The following is an 18,028-nucleotide window of genomic DNA, read 5'->3' on the forward strand; positions in this document are numbered from 1 at the left end:
CGGCGACGTCCGGGCGCGCGGGTCGGCTCCGGCGCGCGTGACGGTCGCCCGGATCGGCGTCCGGCGCGCGGCATACGGTCGGACGAGGCACCCCCACCGAGGGCGGCGCCGGAAGGGATGAGATCCATGAAGGTCCGCACGCTCGGCCCGTTCACCGTCTCGGCCGTGGGCCTGGGGGCCATGCCGGTGTCGATGAACAACGACAAGGTCGTCCCCGACGAGGCCGACGCGATCGCGATGGTCCACGCCGCCCTCGACGCGGGGGTGACGCTCATCGACACCGCCGACTGCTACGCCCCGAGGTGGGATGAGATGGGCCACAACGAGCGTCTCGTCGGCAAGGCTGTCGCCTCCTGGGGCGGCGACCGCGACGGGATCGTGCTCGCGACGAAGGGCGGCATCACCCGCGGCGAGGGCGAGGCGTGGGGCCGCGACGGCAGCCCGGCGTACCTGCGCGGGCAGGTCGAGGCGTCGCTGCGCAACCTCGGCGTCGACGTCCTCGACGTGTACCAGTACCACCGGCCCGACCGCAGCCGCACCTACGGCGAGGTCATGGAGACCCTCGCCGGCCTGCAGCGGGAGGGCAAGGTGCGCGCGTCGGCATCTCCAACGCGAGCGTCGAGGAGTCGAGATCGCCGAGGAGGTCCTCGGCGAGGGCAGCCTCGCGAGCGTGCAGAATGAATTCTCGCCGAAACACCCGTGCAGCTACGACGAGCTGCGCCACTGCGACGAGCGCGGCATCGCGTTCCTGCCGTGGAGTCCCCTCGGCGGCACCGGCGGCGGCGCGACGTCGGTCGGGGAGCGCTTCTCGGTCTTCGCGCAGGTCGGGCAGGCCCACGGGGTCGGCCCGCAGCAGGCCGTCCTCGCGTGGGAGTTGTCGCTGGGCGAGCACGTCGTCGTCATCCCCGGCGCCCGGCGCGCCGCCTCGATCGTCGACTCGGCGCGGGCCGCAGACCTGGAGCTGACCGCCGACGAACTCGCCGCCTGCTCCGCGGCCGTCGGGCACGAGATCGGCTGATGCGCGCGCCGGACCCGCCGGTGACGACGGGGCCGGCGGGCCGCCAGAGGCCGCGGAGGCGACATCTGCGCAGGTCACGTTGTGGTCTCGACGAGAACGGCGTGAGACCCCGGTGTGAGGTTCGGCTGTTCTCATGGTGAGAGTCAGCACCGACGGGTCGGGAACCGCCGGGCTCGGGGGCGGACACGACGCAGAAGGGCGCCGACGATGCGCACACACTCGCCACGCACCTGACGACGTGGAAGGCCTGGTACGCGATCCTCGCCGCGCCCGCCCTCCTCCTCGGCTCGACGGTCTCGGGGTTGACGGCGTTCCTCCCGGGCTTGTCCGAGTCGGCCGGCCGCACCCTCAGCGGCCTGTTGGTGCCGCTGCAGTTCATCGTGTTCGCCGGGCCCGCATCGTCACGCTCGGTGGCGAGTGCTCGGTGAGCGTCGCCCCGTTCGCGTTCCTCGCCGAGCGATACGGCACCGACCTCGCGGTCGTCTGGGTCGACGCGCATCCCGACCTCGGCACCCCGAGCAGCGCGTACGACGGCTACCACGCGATGGCCGTCTCGGTGCTCACCGGGCGCGGTGACCCCGCCTTCGTCGATCAGCTCCCCGCCGCGGTCGACGCGTCGCGGGTCGCGCTGGCGGGGCTGCACGCGTGGACCGACGACGACATGCCGCACGCCGCGGAGTGGGGGATCGACACCTTCTCTCCGGCCGACCTATGCGACTCCAGCGCGCCGCTGCTGGCCTGGCTGCGGGGCACGGGGTGCACCAAGGTGGCGATCCACCTCGACGTCGACGTCGTCGACAGCACCGAGGTGGTGCTCGGCCTCGGCGCCGAACCGAGCGGGCTCACCACCGGCCAGGTCCGCCGCCTGATCGCCGATCTGGACGGCGCCGCCGACGTCGTCGGGATCACCGTCGCCGAGTACGTCCCGAGGCAGGTGCTCGCCGTGGGCGAGCTGCTCGAGGGCCTCCCCCTGCTCTGATCCGGCCGGCGCGCGAGCGACGTGGTCGCGATCGGACCACCGCCGCTCACCCTGCGGCGCTGTCGAACCCTGTCTCCTTGAGGGCGCGGGCGGGGACGCCGCCGACGATCGTGTCGGGTGGCACGTCGGAGGTGACGACCGCGCCGGCGGCGACGATCGCGCCGTCCCCGATCGTCACGCCCGGCACGACCGTGACGCGCGCCCCCAGCCACACGTTGCGCCCGATGACGACCGGCGCCGGGATCATGTCCCCGCGCCGTGCGGGGTCGACGCCGTGGTTCAGGGTCGTCAGGACGGAGCCGTGGCCGATGAGCGAGCCGTCGCCGATGGTGATGCCGCCGGTGTCCTGGAACATGCAGCCCATATTGACGAACACGTTCTCGCCGAACCGCAGGTTCTTCCCGAACTCGCAGTGGAAGGGCGGGAACAGCGCGACCGACGCCGGCACGGGCGCCCCCGTGAGGCGCTCGAGGAGCTCGTGCACCTCCTCCGGCGTGCGGTAGCCGCCGTTGAGTTCGGCCGTCACCTCGAGCGCCTCCTGCGAGGACCGGTGCATGAAGGCGTGCGCCTCCGAACCGGCCTCGATCGTGCCGCCGCTGTTCACCTGGGCCAGGAACTCCGTCTCGTCCATGCCGTGATCCTCCCAGTCGGTGGGCGGTCACGGCCCCGGACGGGCTCGCCGGGTGGGCGTCCGAGGCACAGGGGTTGACTTCTACCCTCGCTGATCTACTGTATTAATCACCTAATACAGCGAGACAGGAGGTGGGTGGTGACGATCGACTTCGACCCGTCCCGACCGATCTGGCACCAGCTCGTCCACGAGTTCCGCCGCCGCATCGTCGTCGGGACGTGGGAGCCCGGCGGACGCATCGGGGGCGTCCGCGACCTCGCCGGTGAGCTGGGGGTCAACCCCAACACCGTGCAGCGGGCCCTCTCCGAGCTCGAGCGCGACGGTCTGTGCCGCGTCGAGCGGGCCTCGGGTCGCTACGTCACCGACGACGGCGAGCGCATCCGCGGCCTGCGGGCCGAGATGGCGGCCGACGCCGCCGACGACTACATCCGGCGGGCCCGGGGGTTCGGGATCCCGCTCGACCACGCGACCTCCCTCATCGCCGAAAGGTGGACCACCGATGACCACGACCGTCCCGATCCGACCGACGCAACCACCCGACCCGCAGACGCGAAGGCCTGACGCCATGACCGACCACGCGATCGAGATCACCGGGCTGACGAAGTCCTACGGCCGCACCCGCGCCCTCGACGGCGTCGACCTGCGCCTGAGCCCCGGCCGCATCGTCGGGCTCCTCGGCGAGAACGGCTGCGGCAAGACGACCCTGCTGAAGATCCTCGCCGGGGTCATGCAGGACTACACCGGCGACGTCCGCATCGCCGGGCACCGCCCGGGACCCCGGTCCAAGGCCACGGTGAGCTTCCTGCCCGACGTGAGCTTCCTGCCCGAACGGGCCCGCATCGAGGAGTGCCTGCGCCTGTACCGCGACTTCTTTGCCGACTTCGACGAGGCCAAGGCGCGCCGACTCGTCGACTCCTTCGGCCTCGAGACGTCGCTGCGCCTCAAGGAGGCGTCGAGGGGGATGCGCGAGAAGGTGCAGATCGCGTTGGCGATGTCGCGCGAGGCCTCCGTCTTCCTGCTCGACGAACCGATCTCGGGGGTCGACCCGCTCGCGCGGGACACCCTGCTGTCGACCATCGTCGGCGACCTGCCCGAGCACAGCCTCGTGCTCATCTCCACCCACCTCGTCCACGACCTCGAGCCCGTCCTCGACTCGGTCGTCATGATGCGCCACGGCCGGGTGCTCGTCGCCGGCGACGTCGACGACCTCCGCTCCGAGCACGGCACGAGCCTGGACTCGCTCTTCAAGGAGACGTACCGATGACGACCACCCTCCTGCTCCACGAGTTCCGGCGGACCCGCGGGACGGTGAGCGCGGTTCTCGGCGGGGCGGCCCTCGTCGTGGTCGCCGGGTCGCTGCTCGCGCTGACCCGCTGGCCCCTGCTCGCGACGCTCGGTGCCGTGGCGGCGTTCGCCGCGGTCGCCGCTCTGCTGCCCGTGCTCTGCCTGGCCCTGGGCGTCCAGTACTGGCGGTCGGCCTACGGGCGCGGCGGATATCTCACGCATTCGCTGCCGGTGCGCGGGTCCACGATCTACGCGGTGCGGCTGCTGCACGGCCTGATCGTCAGCGTCGTCAGCGTCGCCGTCGGGGCGGCGCTCCTGCTGCTCCCGGCGGCGGCCGCCCTCGCCCACGAGGCTCCCGCGGGGACCGGCGCCGCCGGGTACGTGCTCGAGACGGCACGCCGGGGGCTGGAGGTCGCGAACCCGCTCGTCGTCGCGGCGATCGCGGTCTCGATCGTCCTCGCCACCTGGGGCGGGCTCGTGTGCTTCTATTTCGCGGCGTCGCTCGGCAGCGGTCCTCGGCTCGCGCGCCTCGGGCCCGCCGGCCCGATCGTCGTGTACCTGGTGCTCTACGTCGTCCTGCAGGTCCTGTTCTTCCTCGGCATCGTCGCCCTCCCGTACGGCGCCCACCTCGACGGCGGGGCGCTGCGGATCGTGCCGATGGACCTGTGGCACGCCGGGCGCACCAGCGGAGTCTCCGACCCCATGCCCCTCGGGTTCCTGCCCGTGGCTGCGCTGGCCGGAATCGTCCTCGTCGGGTGGACGGCGCGGGCCTGGAACCGCGGGGTGAGCCTGCGCTGACGTGATCGGCCGTGCGCGGCCGCACCGAACCGGGCCGGACGGGCCCGCGCCTGCGGAGGGGGGCGCGGGCCCGTCGTGGCGTGCGCTCAGGCCTGCGGGGCCGACCCGTCGCCGGCGTCGGTGGTGCCCTCGTACAGCCCGATGGTGTTGCCGTCGGGATCGGTGAAGATCGCCCACCAGCTCGTGTCGCTGATGGGCGACCTGCCCATGACGACGGTGCCGCCGCTCTGCTCGACCAGGGCGAGCGTGTCGTCGATGGAGTCGACCTCGACGTAGGAGCGGGGCTGGGTGAAGCCGCCCTCGCGCGGCGCCAGGCCACCCCCGCTGATCTTGTTCGGGGCCTGCCACATGGGGTAGCCCTCGAAGCCGGGGATCTCGGCGATGTTCCAGCCGAAGAGCCGGGAGTAGAAGTCCTGCGCCCGCCCCGTGTCGCTGACCGGGATGTCGATGTGCGTGATGTCGCCGTGGGCCATGGGGTCCTCCTCGTGCGTCGGTGTGCGTTCGACGCTAGCGACGCCGGGGCGCGGGCGCGCGAGAACGACGGGGGACGGCGGGCTCGCCGCGGGGCCGGGGCGTCGCGCGCCCGTAGGGTGCGGGCATGAGTCGCCACGTGGACGCCTTCAAGACCGCCTCGCAGGGCGCCGACATCCCGGCGCTCATGACCAACGCTCAGCCCCGCTGACCGACCGGTCCACGCCGGGTCGACGTCAGCGAAGCGCGTGGCGTGAGTAGAGGATCCGGTCGGCGAACGTCGCGGCTTCGAGCAGGCGCGGGGTGACGGCGAGGCCGTCGGGGAGGAGGCGCCGCCCGGCGCCCTGCACGACCGGGTAGGTGAACAATCGCAGCTCGTCGACGACGCCCGCCGCCAGGAGGGTGTGGCAGAGGGTGACGCTGCCGGTGACGACGATGTCGCCGCCGTCGGACTCCTTCAGGCGCGCGGCCTCGTCGACCGGGTCGCCCGAGAGGATCGTCGAGTTCTGCCAGCCCGGGTCGGTGAGCGTGCGTGAGACGACGTACTTGTGCACGGTGTCGAGGTAGGTCGAGATGCCGGTCTCGTCGTCGCCCTGCGCCGGCCAGAACCCGCGGAAGTCCGTGAACGTCTGCCGGCCGAGGAGGACGGCGTCGCAGGCCTCGTCCTGGCGCCGCATCTCCTCGGCCATCCGGGGGTCGTCCATCTGCTCCTGGGGGTCGAACCAGTCGCCGAGCATGTCGATCGCGCCGTCGAGCGTGATGTTCTGGGTGATCGCAAGGGTGCGCACGAGGCCTCCTGAGGGGTGGGCGGGGACGTCCACGGCCCAGCCTCCTCCGAACCGCGGCGACCGTCAGCCGGTTGCGCGCGCCGACCGGGCGTCGGGCTCCGGCGCCGGGATGCGCCAGACTCGAGTCATGGCCCAACCGCTGAAGATCGCCGTTATCGTCGCCTCCACCCGGCCCGAGCGGGTCGGTCCCGCCGTGGCCGAGTGGGTCATGGCGGGCACCGCCGACCGCGAGGGAGCCAGCTACACCCTCGTCGACCTCGCCGACCAGGGCCTGCCCCTCCTCGACGAGCCCGAGCCCGCGTCCTCCGGGAACTACACCCGCGAGCACACGAAGAGGTGGTCGGCGCTCGTCGACGGGTTCGACGGGTTCGTCTTCGTCACGCCCGAGTACAACCGCGGCATCCCCGGGGCGCTCAAGAACGCCCTCGACTTCCTCTACGCCGAGTGGAACGACAAGGCCGCGGCGATCTGCTGCTACGGCAGCTCGGGCGGACTGCGCGCGGCCGAGCAGCTCAAGCTCGTGCTCGGCGAGCTGCAGATCGCGACCGTCCGCAGCCAGGTGTCGATCTCGATCTACGACGACATGACCGACTTCACGACGATGTCGCCCCGCGACTACCAGGAGCGCAACCGCGCCTCGGCGTTCGACCAGCTCGAGCGGTGGGCCGGAGCCCTGGCCACCCTCCGCTCCGCGGGCTGACGGCCGGGGGCTCCGTGACCGCTCGGTCCGGCTCCAGAACGCCGCCGGCGGGCGGGTCGCCACCGCCGACGACGATGCGGGCGTGGACGCCGTGACGAACGGACCCGACCGACCGGCCGACGGTGTCGTCGACCGGGGGCCGGACGTGCTCGAACCTGCCCCCGAGGGCGCGGACGACGAGGTGGCGGGACGGGTGTGGACCATCGGGCACTGGACGTGCCCACCGGACCTGGTGCTCGACACCCTCGCCTCGGTCGGGGTGGACCTGGTCGTCGACGTGCGCAGGATGCCGGGCTCGCGCCGCAGCCCCCAATTCGACGCCGAGAACATGACGCAGTGGCTCGCCGACGGCGGGGTCGACTACCTCCACCTGCCGGCGCTCGCCGGCCGCCGCCCCCGGCAGCCCGACGTCGACCCGACCCGCAACGCGGGGTGGCAGAACGTGAGTTTCAAGAACTACGCCGACTACACCCTGACGCCGCCGTTCGAGGACGGCCTGCGGGAGCTCACCGACCTGGCCGACACCCGGCACGTCGCAGTGCTGTGCGGCGAGCCGATGCCCTGGCGCTGCCACCGCCTGCTCATCGCGAACACGCTCGTCGCCCGCGGCCGCGCGGTCGAGCACCTCATGACGAACGCGGCGCCGCGCCCGCACCGGCTCGGGCAGTGGGGCGCCGACCCCGTCGTGAGCCCCGACGGCATCGTCACCTACCCCGCGCCCACCGACCCGAGCTCGTAGGCGTCCGGGAACGCCCCGCCCTGAGGCGCGGGACGTGGTGAGGCCGGCGCCGCGCCGTCTCGGCCTCTTCGGTCCGCGGCTCGAGCTACCGGACCTGGCCGGACTCACCCGGCGCCGCGGGGCGGGTCTCGGCGGGGAGGTGGCGGCCCCCGAAGGGTCCGATGCCGAGGGCCGCGGCGGCGGGCAGCGCGGCGAGGAACAGCCACGCGAGGCTCGCGAGCGGGCCGGGCGAGGCGGCGTCGTCGAGGAGCCGGCCCGCGACCGTGCTCCCGAGCAGCACCGCGAGGCCACCGGCGGAGGCGAGGAAGCCCAGGTAGGTGCCGAGGCTGTGACCCGCGGACAGGTCGGCGACGACGGCGCGGGCCGCCGGCAGGACGAGGATGCCGCCGACGTGCAGCAACGTGACGAACACCGCGAGCGGGCCGTAGGCCCAGGCGCCGGGCGCGGGCGGGAGAGGCGCGGCGACGGCGACCGCGAGGAACCCGCCGGCGATGAGCGCGTACCCGCACCGCAGCGCCGCGACGCGACCGAATCGCAGCGCGACCCGCGTCACCGGCACCTGAGCGGCGACGACGAGCAGCGCCGCCGCAACGAATACCCAGCTGATGCCCGCGGCCGGCCCTCCCACCCGGTCGAGCTCGACGGGGGCGGCGAGGTAGAGCTGGTTGTACGACAGCAGGTACGTCGAGTGCAGCGCCGCGAAGGCCAGGAACGGGCGGTTCGCGAGCACGAGCCGGAACGACGCGGCGACCGGGCGCGGCTCCCCGATGCGCGATCCCGGCGGGAGCCACGCGACCTGGGCGAGCAGGATGACCGCGAAGAGGGCCGCGGCCACGAGACAGCTCACCCGGAAGGGGACGACCACGAGCGCCGCTCCGAGGACGGGCCCCACGACCGAGCCGAGCTTGCTGCAGACCGCCTCCGCCGCGACGATCTCCCGCAACGTCGGGCCGCCGCCGCGTTCGACCTCCCCGCCCCACGCGACGATCGCCGCCTCCGTGGCGGGGGAGAACAGGGCGGCGGCGAGGCCGATGAGCACGACCCCGGTGACCACGCCCGGCAGCGACGCGGACAGGCCCAGCGTGACGAACCCGGCGATCCGGATGCCACAGCCGACGACGATGCTCGCGCGGATGCCGAACCGGTCCGCGAGCGCGCCACCCACGACGAACAGCCCCTGCTGGCTGAACGTGCGCACCCCGAGTACCGCGCCGACCACCCACCCCGCGAGCTGCAGGGTGTGCCCGAGGTAGGCCGCGAGAAAGGGGACGACGAGGTAGAAGCCGACGTTGAAGGCGAACTGGGTGAACAACAGCAGCGCTAGGGGCGCCGGGAGGCGCGCGACGAGCCGCATCCCGCCCCCCTTCGTCCTGAATCGTCCGGCGCCCCGCCGCCGCGATGCCAGGATGATCGGGCGCGATTGGCACCGGGAGCTTAGGCGAGGCTAGCCTCGGGCGTTGTGGCGGGTCGGTCGCCACCTTCTCAGGAGGACTCATGTCACGTCGGCCGTCCGTGCCCATCGCCCTCGGCCTCGTCGCCACCCTCGGCCTCGGCGCGTGCGGCGCCTCCGAGCCGGTGCCGGCCGCGGGCGGCCCGACCGGATCGTCGAGCCCGTCGGCGGGCGGGGGGACGTCGGCGAGCGGGGGGACCCGGTACCCGATCACGCTCGACAACTGCGGCACGCAGGTGACGCTCGACAGGGCGCCGAGCAAGGTCGTCTCGCTCGACCAGGACGCGACGGAGATCATGCTCTCGCTCGGTCTCGCCGACCGCCTCGTCGGCACGGCCTCGTGGACCGACCCGGTCCTGCCCTCGCTCGCCGACGCCAACGCGAAGGTGACGCGCCTCGCGGACAACGCCCCCACCTACGAGGTCGTCATGGGCACGGATCCCGACTTCGTCGCCGCGTCGTTCGGGCGCCACTTCGCGCAGGGCGGCGTCGCGCCCCGCGCCCGGTTCGCCGAGACCGGGATCGACACCTACCTGTCGCCGACGGACTGCGACAACGGCCGGAGCATCAACGGCGGCGGCAAGCGCACCAAGCCCCTCACCGTCGACGCGCTCCACCAGGAGATCCGCGAGCTCGCCCGCGTCTTCGACGTCGCCCCGCGCGGCGAGCAACTCATCGCGAGCCTGACGGAGCGCGAGGCCAAGGCCCTGGAGGGGGTCGACGCCGAGGGAAAGACGATCGCCTACTGGTTCGCCGACACCAAGACCCCGTACGTCGCCAGCGATCTCGGCGCGCCGGGCTTCCTCACCCGGAAGATCAAGGCGAAGAACGTCTTCACGGACGTGCCGGACGACTGGACGGCCAGCACGTGGGAGACGGTCGTGGAGAAGAACCCCGACGTCCTCGTCCTCGGCGACCTGCAGCGCGACCGCTTCCCGGGCGACCGGCTCGACGACAAGGTGACGTTCCTGAAGACCGACCCGCTGACGAAGACGATGCCGGCCGTACAGAACCAGCGCTTCGTCAGCCTGCACGGCTCCGAGCTCAACCCCTCGATCCGCTACGTCGACGGCCTCGAGAAGCTCGGCGACTGGTGGCGCAAGAACGGCGCGAATGTCGACTGAGGCCCGCACCGACGCCCGGGTCGTCGCGGCGGTGGGCGCGCAGCCGTCCCGGCGGGGTCGCCTGCGGCTCGCCGTGGCGCTGCTCGGCGCGGCGGCGTTCGTCGTCCTCTCGATCGCCGTCGCCATCACGCTCGGGCCCGCCGACGTCTCGCTCGTCAACGTCCGCGACATCCTGCTCAACCACGCCGGCCTCGCCCAGATCCCGGTCCGGGCGTCCGAGGACGCGATCGTCTGGCAGGAGCGGCTGCCGCGCGCCATCGTCGCCGCGGCGACCGGGGCCGGGCTCGGCATCTGCGGGATGATCATGCAGTCGCTGCTGCGCAACCCCCTGGCCGACCCGTTCGTCCTCGGGATCTCATCGGGCGCCTCGACCGGCGCCGTCGTCATCGGCATCCTCGGGATCGGCGGGGCCGGCCTCGGCCTCTCGGGCGGCGCCTTCATCGGGGCGCTCGTCGCCTTCGCGCTCGTGCTCGTGCTCACCCGCCTGACCGGGGGCGGCACCGACAAGGTGGTCCTCGCGGGCGTGGCGAGCACCCAGCTCTTCTCGGCCCTCACCTCCCTCGTCGTCTTCGCGTTCGCCGACTCCGACGAGACCCGCGGGGTCATGTTCTGGCTGCTCGGCTCGCTGGAGGGCGTGCGCTGGCCCGACGCCGTGCTGTGCACGGCCACCGTCGTCGTCGGCGCGGCGCTCACCTGGCGGACGGCCCGCGTGCTCGACGCGTTCCCCTTCGGCGACGACGTCGCGGCCTCGCTCGGCATCGACACGGCCAAGGTCCGGACGGCGCTGCTGCTGCTCACGGCCCTCATCACGGCGGTGCTCGTCAGCGTGACCGGCGCGGTCGGGTTCGTCGGGCTCGTGCTGCCCCACGCCGCGCGGCTCATCAGCGGGCACCGGCACAGCCGCCTGCTGCCGACGACCGCCCTGCTCGGCGCCGCCTTCATGGTGTGGGTCGACGCCGGTGCGCGCACCGTCTTCGCGCCGACACCGCTGCCGGTCGGGGTCGGCACCGCCCTCGTCGGTGTTCCCGTCTTCATCGTCCTGCTCGCGCGGCGGCGGGAGCTGCGATGACCCTGCACGCGGACGCCGTCTCGTGGGACCGCGGCGGCAACCTCGTCGTCGACGGCGTCACCCTGCGCACGGAGCCGGGGGAGACTGTCGGCCTGCTCGGCCCGAACGGGTCGGGCAAGTCGTCCCTGCTCAGGCTCATGCACGGCGCGGCCCGCCCCTCCCGCGGACGGGTGCTGCTCGGCGACGCCGACCTGACGGGACTGGGCCGCCGCGAGGTCGCCCGGTCGATCGCCGTCGTCCAGCAGCACGCGCACTCCGACGTCGACCTCGCCGTCCGCGACGTCGTCCGGCTCGGGCGGATCCCGTACCGGTCCCTGTGGGGCGGCGACCAGCGCGGCGACGACGAGGCCGTCGAGCGGGCGCTGGTCGCGACGGGGATGGACGACCGCGCCGGTCGGGCGTGGCACACCCTCTCCGGCGGCGAGCGCCAGCGGGTGCACATCGCCCGGGCCCTCGCGCAGGAGCCGAAGGAGCTGCTCATGGACGAGCCGACGAACCACCTCGACATCCGCCACCAGCTCGAGATCCTCACCCTCGTCACCCGGCTGCCCGTGACGACCGTCGTGGCCCTGCACGACCTCGGCCTCGCCGCGATGTTCTGCGACCGGGTCATGGTGCTGTGCGCCGGGCGGGCCGTGGCGGCCGGTCGCCCGGCCGACGTCCTCACGCAGGCGCTCATCGCCGACGTCTACGGCGTCCGCGCCGACGTCTCGGTCGACGGCGACGGCCTCCTGCGGGTGCACTACTGTCCGGGGGCGCCCGCTGACGTGGCCCCCGCGGCGGGCCCGGGCCGCGGCGACGCGTGACGACGGAGTGCGTCGCCGCCGGGCGGGCGCCTCGCACCCGCCCGGCGGCGACCGGCGGTGGGCTGCGGCGGGGCGGTGGCGCGGGCCGGAGAGGCCGGCAGCGGCGACGAGGGGCCACGGCGGGAGCTCCGCGCGACGGGCGTCAGGGGCGGGCGGGTCCGAGTTTTCACGACAACTGCACTGCCTTTGGTGGCGACGTTTCCATCGCCGCAGGTCAGAGGGTCGGCCTCGGCGCCGATACGCCATTGGCAGTGCAGTTGTCGCGAAAACTCGGAGGGTCGGCCCGATACGGCGCCGGTGACCGACACGGGTGCGCCGACGTGCCGGCCGGAGGCGACGTGCCGACGGCAACGTGGGACCGCGGGCGACCAGCCGCGGCAACGCCACTCGACCGATACCCGGTGCCCTCCGGCCCGGCCCCGCGAACGTGAGATGCCCGGCAGCGGGTCCGGCGCGCACCGGTAGAGTCCCGGCGAACGCAGGCCCGCCGCCGCCCGACCCGGCGCCGCGGCGGCCGTCGGCCCGCACCGCTCCGGCAAGGGGGACACCCGTTGATCGTCATCGTCGGCTTCATGGGCGCGGGCAAGACCACCGTCGGCCGGATGCTCGCGGAGCGGCTCGGGCTGCCCTTCGTCGACTCCGACCTCGTCGTCGAGCACGAGCGGCGCCGCACGATCAAGGAGATCTTCGCGGAGCACGGCGAGACCGCCTTCCGGGACATCGAGGAGGAGACGATCGCGCGCCTGCTCGACGGGCCGGCGTGCGTCCTGTCGCTCGGCGGCGGCGCGTGCGGACGGGAGGGAACGCGGGCGCGGCTCGCGGACCACACCGTCGTCTACCTGCACGTCGAACTCGACGACGCGATCCTGCGGGTCGGCCGCGACGAGTACCGGCCGCTGCTGCACGACCCGGGTCTGCCCGACCTCTACGCGGGCCGGCTGGCGGTGTACGCGGGCGTCGCCGACGTCGTCGCGCACACGACGGGGCGCCGCGTGGAGGACATCGCCTGGGAGGTCATCGACCAGGTCACCGGGCGCGACGAGGACGACGGCACCAAGGGCGTGCTCGTCGCGCCGCCCGGTGGCTCCTACCGCGTCCACGTCGGGGTCGGCGTCCTCGACCAGCTCGCGGGGCTCGTCCCGATGCCGCAGGACGCGGAACAGGTCGTCGTCGTCGCGGGCGCCGGCGAACGGGGCGCCGCCGAGCTCGTCGCGCGGCACCTGGCCCGGCAGCCGGTGCCGGTCCGCCACGTGAGCCTCGCGTCCGGTGTCCCCGACAACGACCTGGCCCAGCTCGGTCACGTCAGCGCGGAGCTGTCGCGGCTCGCCGTCCACCGGGGCGACCTCCTCGTCGGGGTCGGCGGTGAGGCCACGTGCGAGATCGTCGGTTTCCTCGCCGGCACGTACAACCGGGGGGTGGCCCACGCCCTCGTGCCCACCACCCTCGAGGCCCAGGCGGATTCGGCGGTCGGGGGCAAGGGCGCGGTGGCGCTGCCCGGTGCGAGCGTGCTCGGCGTCGTCCACCAGCCCGTCGCCGTCGTGTGCGACGTCGCGCTCGCCGTCGCCCCGGAGCGGCCGGACGTTGAGGCGGGGTTGGCCGAGATCGCCAAGCACGGGCTCGTCGCCGATCCCACCCTGCTCGACGAGCTCGTCGCCGCCGGGCCGGCCGTCGCCGCCCGCGACACCGCGGCGCTGCTGCGGCTCGTGCGGCGCAGCGCCGAGATCAAGGCCGACGTCGTCACCAACGACGAGCGCGAGGAGGGCGGCCGGCTCCACCTCAACTACGGGCACACGTTCTCCCGGGCGTTCGCCGCCGCCGACCCGGCGCTCAGTGGGGGAGCCGCCCTGTCGCTCGGGCTCATGGCGGCCGCGCACCTGAGCCGCCGGCTCGGGCGCCTCGACGAGGCCGGGGTCGAGGCGCACCGGCGCACCCTCACCGTTCTCGGGCTGCCGGTCACGGCCCGGTTCGCCCTCGACGACGTGGCCGACGCCCTGCGCCGCGACCGCAAGTATCGCAACGGGTGGCGCTTCGTGATCCTGTCCGCCCTCGGGTCGCCCGAGGCGGGCGTGTCACCGTCGGAGACCGACGTCGCGGCGGCCCTCGCCGACCTCGCTGCCGGCTGACCGCCGCCCGCCGCGCACCGGGTGAGGGGCAGCGACGTCCCGCCCCGGTCCGCGGCCGACTCGACACCGCCGGCCGCGGACGGCGCCGGGGTCACTAGTGAGGTCTCGGGTGCTGCCGCCGTCGATCGGGGCCGGCCGGCTGCGGTCGGCTGGTGGCGGGGCGGCGTCCACGGGTTGCCGAAACGGCAAGGTCCGGAGTGAGGACACGTCCACGTCGGTTGCCGGTCGAGGACATCCGACGAAGGAGAGCGACATGAGGGTTTCGACAGGAGATCTCGGGCGAGCGGCGGTGGTGGGGGTCGGCGCGACCGCGCTGCTCGACCTCGTGGGCGAGGGCATCAGGCGGGCGACCGGCGTCCCGCCGCTGGACAACGCCCTCATCGGTCGGTGGATCGGGCACATGCCGGCGGGCCGGTTCCGACACGACGACATCCGGCGGGCCACGCCGGTGCCGAGCGAACGGGAGCTCGGCCTGGCGACGCACTACGCCATCGGCGTCACCTTCGCCGTGGCGCTCGCGGCGGCCCGCCCGGCGTGGCTCGAGCGACCCACCCTCGCGCCGGCCCTCGGCCTGGGGCTGGTCACGGTCGCCGCGCCCTGGTTCCTCATGCAACCGGCCTTCGGCCTCGGCGTCGCGGCGTCGAGGACGCCCGATCCGACGAGCGCCCGACTGCGGAGTCTGCGCACCCACGCCGTGTACGGGCTCGGCCTCTACCTGTCAGCGCAGGCGCTCCGGTGCCTCGGGGGCCGGTGACCTCGCGGTGGCGGGCGCGGCGAGGTGGACCCGCTCGCCCTGCAGTCCCAGCAGGCTGATGGCCTCGACCGTGCCGGACCCGGTGCTGCCGAACCAGTGCGGGGTGCGGGTGTCGAACTCGGCCGCCTCGCCGCTCGTCATCGTCACGTCCCGGTCGCCGAGGACGAGCCGCAGGGCCCCCGAGAGGACGTAGAGCCATTCGAAACCGTCGTGGCGGCAGAGGTCAGGGGTGGCCCGGGTGGCCGGGATGACCATCTTGAACGCCTGCTGCGGCCCAGGCAGGGCGGTGAGCGGAATGACGATCATGCCGTTGCGGCGCGTCGGGCGGGCGTGGATCCGCGGGTCTCCCACCGCGGGGGCCGCGACGAGGTCGTCGAGGGGGAGCCGGTAGTGCCGAGCCAGCGGCAGCAATAGTTCGAGGGTCGCCCGCCGCCCGCCCGATTCGAGGCGCGAGAGCGTCGAGACCGAGATGCCCGTCGCCGCCGACACCGCGGCGAGGGTCTGCCGCCGACCCGCCCTGATCTCTCGCAGCCGTGGACCGACCGCTGCGACGACGTCGTCATCCATCGCGACTCCCGGCTCTGCAGGTTTGCTGTCCCGGCAAGACTACTCGCCGATCTGGCACGGTTTGCGGAGCGTCGAGGTATGGACGCAACCGAGCGCCGTTGGGTCCGACCCACGTCGAGCAGGCCCCCGGACGAGAAGCCTTTCTCCGGGCGGATGGAGGCGCGGCTGTGCGAGCAGGTGCTCGGCAACCGCCGCCACGGCCTGCCGATACCGGCGGCGCCCCCACCGGCCGATCCGGATCCTCGCGGGTTGCCGCGCGGGGTCTATCTCCTCGGGTTCTGCCTCTTCGCCATGGGCAGCGCCGAGTTCCTGCTCGCCGGGATGCTTCCGCTGGTCGCCGACGACCTTCACGTCCCGCTCGCCACCGCCGGCCTGCTCATCACGCCTTCGCGCTCGGCGTCGTCGTCGGCGGACCGCCGTTCGCCGTGCTCATCCTGCGCCGGCCGCGCCGCACCGCGCTCGCGGTGACCCAGGCGGTCTTCGCCGTCAGCATCGCCGTGGGGCTGCTCGGCCCCTACGAGGTACTGCTCGCGTCGCGCGCGGTGGCCGGTGTCGCCTACGCGGGCTTCTTCGCCGTCGCCTCGGTCACGGCGATCGGCCTCGTCACGCCGGAGCGGAACGCCCGAGCCGCGGGGGTCGTCGTCAGCGGCCTCAGCGTCGCCATGGTCGCGGGCGGGCCGGCGGGGACGCTCCTCGGTCACCTCACGCAGTGGCGTGGGGGATTCTGGGTCGTCGTCGCCCTCACCCTGGCGGGGATGGTCGGCTGCCTCCTCGGCCTCCCCCCTGCGTCGCCGGGCGAACCGCGGACCGCACCGCGTGTGGGCGGTGAGCTCGCCGCCCTGCGCGATCGTCGGTTGTGGGGGATCTGGGCGGTCACGATCCTCACGACCGCCGCCTACATGATGACTTTCCACTACCTCGCCGCGATGCTGACGGACGTCACCGGGCTGACCCCGGTCTGGGTGCCCGCGGTCCTGTCGCTCTTCGGGGTCGGGGCGTTCGTCGGGCTCTCCGTCGGCGGGAGGATCTCCGACGCGCGGCCCCATGTCGCGCTCCTCACCGGTGCCTCGACCATCGCGGCACTCTCGGTCGCGATGGTCGTCGCCGCGCACCACGCGTGGCTGGTCACGCCGGTGGTGATCCTGCTCGGGGTGGCGGGCTTCGTGCTCAACCCGGCGCTGTACGGCCGCGTGTTCGCCCTCGCCGCCGGTGCGCCGACCCTCGCCGGCGCGATGACCGTCTCCGCCTTCCAGCTCGGCATCAGCGTCACGCCGATCCTCGCCGGGGCGGCGCTCACCCGCGGACTCGGGCTCACCTCCGTGTCCCTCATCGGGGCGGTCCTCGCTCTCGCCGCCCTGCCCCTCGTGCTCGCCGATCGGCGAAGCCTCGCGAGGTGAGGCCTGGCCCGGCCAGGCGGACCGCCGCATGGAGCGTGGCGTGACGGCCTGCGCCGACCCGGGGCGTGCGCCGTGGCGCCGCGCTGCCGGGGCGTGCGCCGCTACTGTGCCGGCGTGGACTACACGTGGGATGACCTCGCGGGGCTCGCGCTGGCTCGGCAGTTCCCGCAGGTCGACGGACACGAGTCGCAGTCCGTCGACGGGCTGCTGCGGCGGATCGGGCCGATCCAGTCCCAGACCGCGCGCTCGCCCTACCTGGCGCTCGCGGCCCGCCTGCCCGGCGTCGACCTCGAGACCATCGGCGCGGCCTACGAGTGCCACGCCATCGTCCGCGGCAGCACCATCCGCGGCACGGTGCACACGTCGACACCGCAGGACCATGCTCTGCTCGAGGCGCTCACCCGTCTCGGCCAACGGACCCTGTGGGCGCGCACGATGCGCCTCGTCGACCGTTCGCTGGAGGAGCTGTGGGCCGGCATCGAGGACTTCGCCGCGCCCGCCTGGCGCACGCCGGCCGAGCTGGCCGAGCACCTCCGGTCGTGGATCGCGGCGCACGACCCTTCTGCGATCCCGAACCTCGAGAACGACGCGGGGCGCTACTTCGCGTTCGGTCACGGCGGGCTGCTGCGCCGACCGCTGTCCGGCGGATGGCAGGCCCAGGGTGCGCCCGGCTATCGCACCGCCGCGGTCGTGCTCGGCGACGCCGACGAGCGCGGGGCGCTGCTCGCCGACCGCGCCGCCGCCCTCGACCGGGCGGTCCGCCGGCACCTGAGCGCGCACGGTCCGGCGAGCCGCCACGACCTCGCCTGGTGGTCGGGCGTGGGGCTGCGGCCGGTCGACGCCGCGCTGGCCAGGCTCGCCCCCGACCTTCGCGAGGGCACGGGCCCCGACGGCCGGGTCTACCACGACCTGGTCGCCGGGCAGCCGGCGCCGGTGGACCTGCCCGGCGTCCGGCTCCTGCCCGAGTTCGACGCCCTGCTGTGCGCCTACGACCCGCCGGCCCGGGAGCGGTTCGTCGACGCCGCCCACTACCGGCGGCTGTGGACGCAGGCGAACGGCATGATCCTCGCGCCGCTGCTCGTCGACGGGCGGATGACCGGGTGGTGGCGCCTGCCCGGTTCGGGCTCGCGGCGGCTCCTGGAGGTCTCGTGGTTCGCCCGCACCCGGCGCCCCCGCAAGGCCGAGTTCGACGCTCCCACCGCGCATCTCGAGGCGGCCTACGGGGTCACCGTGACCGACCTGACCCTGACGCGGGAGTAATCGCGGCCCCGGTCGATGCCGGCGAGCGTGGACTCGAAGCACGACGGTGGTCGATGCGGGTGTCCGAGAC

General features: G+C 73.9%; 19 protein-coding genes and 1 pseudogene. 15 read left to right on the plus strand and 5 right to left on the minus strand.

Annotated features, from left to right (window positions below):
- Nucleotides 1-126: 126 nt before the first annotated feature.
- A pseudogene (locus ICW24_RS17990) lies at nt 127-1,018 on the plus strand (aldo/keto reductase).
- Nucleotides 1,019-1,151: 133 nt separating this feature from the next.
- Nucleotides 1,152-1,997 carry an arginase family protein gene (locus ICW24_RS17995; protein WP_226347110.1) on the plus strand — a complete coding sequence of 282 codons (846 nt, stop codon included), beginning with the start codon at nt 1,152-1,154 and terminating at the stop codon, nt 1,995-1,997.
- Nucleotides 1,998-2,043: 46 nt separating this feature from the next.
- Here ICW24_RS17995 and ICW24_RS18000 read toward each other — a convergent pair whose 3' ends face one another.
- Nucleotides 2,044-2,628 carry a DapH/DapD/GlmU-related protein gene (locus tag ICW24_RS18000; RefSeq protein ID WP_226347111.1) on the minus strand — a complete coding sequence of 195 codons (585 nt, stop codon included), beginning with the start codon at nt 2,626-2,628 and terminating at the stop codon, nt 2,044-2,046.
- A gap of 138 nt (nt 2,629-2,766) precedes the next feature.
- Here ICW24_RS18000 and ICW24_RS18005 point away from each other — a divergent pair, with 138 nt between their 5' ends.
- Genes ICW24_RS18005 through ICW24_RS18015 form a run of 3 tightly spaced genes read left to right on the plus strand, consistent with a single transcriptional unit; the run spans nt 2,767 to nt 4,710 of the window.
- Nucleotides 2,767-3,189 carry a GntR family transcriptional regulator gene (locus ICW24_RS18005; protein ID WP_226347112.1) on the plus strand — a complete coding sequence of 141 codons (423 nt, stop codon included), beginning with the start codon at nt 2,767-2,769 and terminating at the stop codon, nt 3,187-3,189.
- A 4-nt stretch (nt 3,190-3,193) separates the two neighbouring features.
- Nucleotides 3,194-3,892 (plus strand): ABC transporter ATP-binding protein, encoded by a 699-nt coding sequence (locus ICW24_RS18010; protein WP_226347113.1) that lies wholly within the window; start codon nt 3,194-3,196, stop codon nt 3,890-3,892.
- On the plus strand, nt 3,889-4,710 hold the full coding sequence (locus ICW24_RS18015; protein WP_226347114.1) for a hypothetical protein: 822 nt from the start codon (nt 3,889-3,891) through the stop codon (nt 4,708-4,710). The genes ICW24_RS18010 and ICW24_RS18015 overlap by 4 nt, the downstream gene beginning before the upstream one ends.
- Before the next feature lie 86 nt (nt 4,711-4,796).
- Here ICW24_RS18015 and ICW24_RS18020 read toward each other — a convergent pair whose 3' ends face one another.
- Together ICW24_RS18020 and ICW24_RS18025 are read right to left on the minus strand one after the other, a co-directional pair.
- Nucleotides 4,797-5,183 carry a VOC family protein gene (locus tag ICW24_RS18020; protein ID WP_226347115.1) on the minus strand — a complete coding sequence of 129 codons (387 nt, stop codon included), beginning with the start codon at nt 5,181-5,183 and terminating at the stop codon, nt 4,797-4,799.
- A gap of 234 nt (nt 5,184-5,417) precedes the next feature.
- A complete protein-coding gene (locus ICW24_RS18025; protein ID WP_226347116.1) occupies nt 5,418-5,969 on the minus strand; it encodes a dihydrofolate reductase family protein in 552 nt (183 codons plus the stop codon).
- A 127-nt stretch (nt 5,970-6,096) separates the two neighbouring features.
- Here ICW24_RS18025 and ICW24_RS18030 point away from each other — a divergent pair, with 127 nt between their 5' ends.
- Nucleotides 6,097-6,669 carry an NADPH-dependent FMN reductase gene (locus tag ICW24_RS18030; RefSeq protein WP_226347117.1) on the plus strand — a complete coding sequence of 191 codons (573 nt, stop codon included), beginning with the start codon at nt 6,097-6,099 and terminating at the stop codon, nt 6,667-6,669.
- An 82-nt stretch (nt 6,670-6,751) separates the two neighbouring features.
- Nucleotides 6,752-7,408, plus strand: coding sequence for a DUF488 domain-containing protein (locus tag ICW24_RS18035; protein ID WP_226347118.1), 657 nt, complete (start codon nt 6,752-6,754; stop codon nt 7,406-7,408).
- Nucleotides 7,409-7,493: 85 nt separating this feature from the next.
- Here the strand turns inward: ICW24_RS18035 and ICW24_RS18040 are convergent, their stop codons facing one another.
- Nucleotides 7,494-8,762 carry an MFS transporter gene (locus tag ICW24_RS18040; protein WP_226347119.1) on the minus strand — a complete coding sequence of 423 codons (1,269 nt, stop codon included), beginning with the start codon at nt 8,760-8,762 and terminating at the stop codon, nt 7,494-7,496.
- A gap of 140 nt (nt 8,763-8,902) precedes the next feature.
- Here ICW24_RS18040 and ICW24_RS18045 point away from each other — a divergent pair, with 140 nt between their 5' ends.
- From ICW24_RS18045 to ICW24_RS18065, 5 genes are all read left to right on the plus strand, one after another.
- Complete coding sequence (locus ICW24_RS18045; protein WP_226347120.1) at nt 8,903-9,982, plus strand: ABC transporter substrate-binding protein; 1,080 nt, start codon at nt 8,903-8,905, stop codon at nt 9,980-9,982.
- Nucleotides 9,972-11,051 carry a FecCD family ABC transporter permease gene (locus tag ICW24_RS18050; protein WP_226347121.1) on the plus strand — a complete coding sequence of 360 codons (1,080 nt, stop codon included), beginning with the start codon at nt 9,972-9,974 and terminating at the stop codon, nt 11,049-11,051. Before ICW24_RS18045 ends, ICW24_RS18050 begins: the two co-directional genes overlap by 11 nt.
- Entirely contained in the window at nt 11,048-11,857 is an 810-nt protein-coding gene (locus ICW24_RS18055) for an ABC transporter ATP-binding protein (RefSeq protein WP_226347122.1), read from the plus strand. The genes ICW24_RS18050 and ICW24_RS18055 overlap by 4 nt, the downstream gene beginning before the upstream one ends.
- A 551-nt stretch (nt 11,858-12,408) precedes the next feature.
- Complete coding sequence (locus tag ICW24_RS18060; protein ID WP_226347123.1) at nt 12,409-13,980, plus strand: bifunctional shikimate kinase/3-dehydroquinate synthase; 1,572 nt, start codon at nt 12,409-12,411, stop codon at nt 13,978-13,980.
- A 253-nt stretch (nt 13,981-14,233) separates the two neighbouring features.
- On the plus strand, nt 14,234-14,734 hold the full coding sequence (locus ICW24_RS18065; RefSeq protein WP_226347124.1) for a DUF2938 domain-containing protein: 501 nt from the start codon (nt 14,234-14,236) through the stop codon (nt 14,732-14,734).
- Here the strand turns inward: ICW24_RS18065 and ICW24_RS18070 are convergent.
- Nucleotides 14,699-15,301: a helix-turn-helix domain-containing protein gene (locus tag ICW24_RS18070; protein WP_226347125.1), complete on the minus strand. Its 603-nt coding sequence runs from the start codon at nt 15,299-15,301 to the stop codon at nt 14,699-14,701. The genes ICW24_RS18065 and ICW24_RS18070 overlap by 36 nt on opposite strands.
- 78 nt (nt 15,302-15,379) lie before the next feature.
- Here ICW24_RS18070 and ICW24_RS18075 point away from each other — a divergent pair, with 78 nt between their 5' ends.
- From ICW24_RS18075 to ICW24_RS18085, 3 genes are all read left to right on the plus strand, one after another.
- Nucleotides 15,380-15,769, plus strand: coding sequence for a hypothetical protein (locus ICW24_RS18075; RefSeq protein ID WP_226347126.1), 390 nt, complete (start codon nt 15,380-15,382; stop codon nt 15,767-15,769).
- Entirely contained in the window at nt 15,727-16,698 is a 972-nt protein-coding gene (locus ICW24_RS18080) for an MFS transporter (protein ID WP_226347127.1), read from the plus strand. The genes ICW24_RS18075 and ICW24_RS18080 overlap by 43 nt, the downstream gene beginning before the upstream one ends.
- A 114-nt stretch (nt 16,699-16,812) precedes the next feature.
- Nucleotides 16,813-17,958 (plus strand): winged helix DNA-binding domain-containing protein, encoded by a 1,146-nt coding sequence (locus ICW24_RS18085; RefSeq protein WP_226347128.1) that lies wholly within the window; start codon nt 16,813-16,815, stop codon nt 17,956-17,958.
- The last annotated feature ends 70 nt before the right edge of the window (nt 17,959-18,028 follow it).

It is taken from the genome of Agilicoccus flavus (assembly GCF_014857905.1).
Classification (GTDB): Bacteria; Actinomycetota; Actinomycetes; order Actinomycetales; family Dermatophilaceae; genus Agilicoccus; species Agilicoccus flavus.

What these genes read in the sequence shown, in the direction of transcription:
- ICW24_RS17995 (WP_226347110.1), top strand. Translation starts at nt 1,152, where the DNA reads ATGGTGAGAGTCAGCACCGACGGGTCGGGAACCGCCGGGCTCGGGGGC.
- ICW24_RS18045 (WP_226347120.1), top strand. Translation starts at nt 8,903, where the DNA reads ATGTCACGTCGGCCGTCCGTGCCCATCGCCCTCGGCCTCGTCGCCACC.
- ICW24_RS18000 (WP_226347111.1), bottom strand. Translation starts at nt 2,628, where the DNA reads ATGGACGAGACGGAGTTCCTGGCCCAGGTGAACAGCGGCGGCACGATC.
- ICW24_RS18015 (WP_226347114.1), top strand. Translation starts at nt 3,889, where the DNA reads ATGACGACCACCCTCCTGCTCCACGAGTTCCGGCGGACCCGCGGGACG.
- ICW24_RS18055 (WP_226347122.1), top strand. Translation starts at nt 11,048, where the DNA reads ATGACCCTGCACGCGGACGCCGTCTCGTGGGACCGCGGCGGCAACCTC.
- ICW24_RS18030 (WP_226347117.1), top strand. Translation starts at nt 6,097, where the DNA reads ATGGCCCAACCGCTGAAGATCGCCGTTATCGTCGCCTCCACCCGGCCC.
- ICW24_RS18065 (WP_226347124.1), top strand. Translation starts at nt 14,234, where the DNA reads ATGAGGGTTTCGACAGGAGATCTCGGGCGAGCGGCGGTGGTGGGGGTC.
- ICW24_RS18050 (WP_226347121.1), top strand. Translation starts at nt 9,972, where the DNA reads ATGTCGACTGAGGCCCGCACCGACGCCCGGGTCGTCGCGGCGGTGGGC.
- ICW24_RS18040 (WP_226347119.1), bottom strand. Translation starts at nt 8,762, where the DNA reads ATGCGGCTCGTCGCGCGCCTCCCGGCGCCCCTAGCGCTGCTGTTGTTC.
- ICW24_RS18070 (WP_226347125.1), bottom strand. Translation starts at nt 15,301, where the DNA reads ATGGATGACGACGTCGTCGCAGCGGTCGGTCCACGGCTGCGAGAGATC.
- ICW24_RS18010 (WP_226347113.1), top strand. Translation starts at nt 3,194, where the DNA reads ATGACCGACCACGCGATCGAGATCACCGGGCTGACGAAGTCCTACGGC.
- ICW24_RS18075 (WP_226347126.1), top strand. Translation starts at nt 15,380, where the DNA reads ATGGACGCAACCGAGCGCCGTTGGGTCCGACCCACGTCGAGCAGGCCC.
- ICW24_RS18020 (WP_226347115.1), bottom strand. Translation starts at nt 5,183, where the DNA reads ATGGCCCACGGCGACATCACGCACATCGACATCCCGGTCAGCGACACG.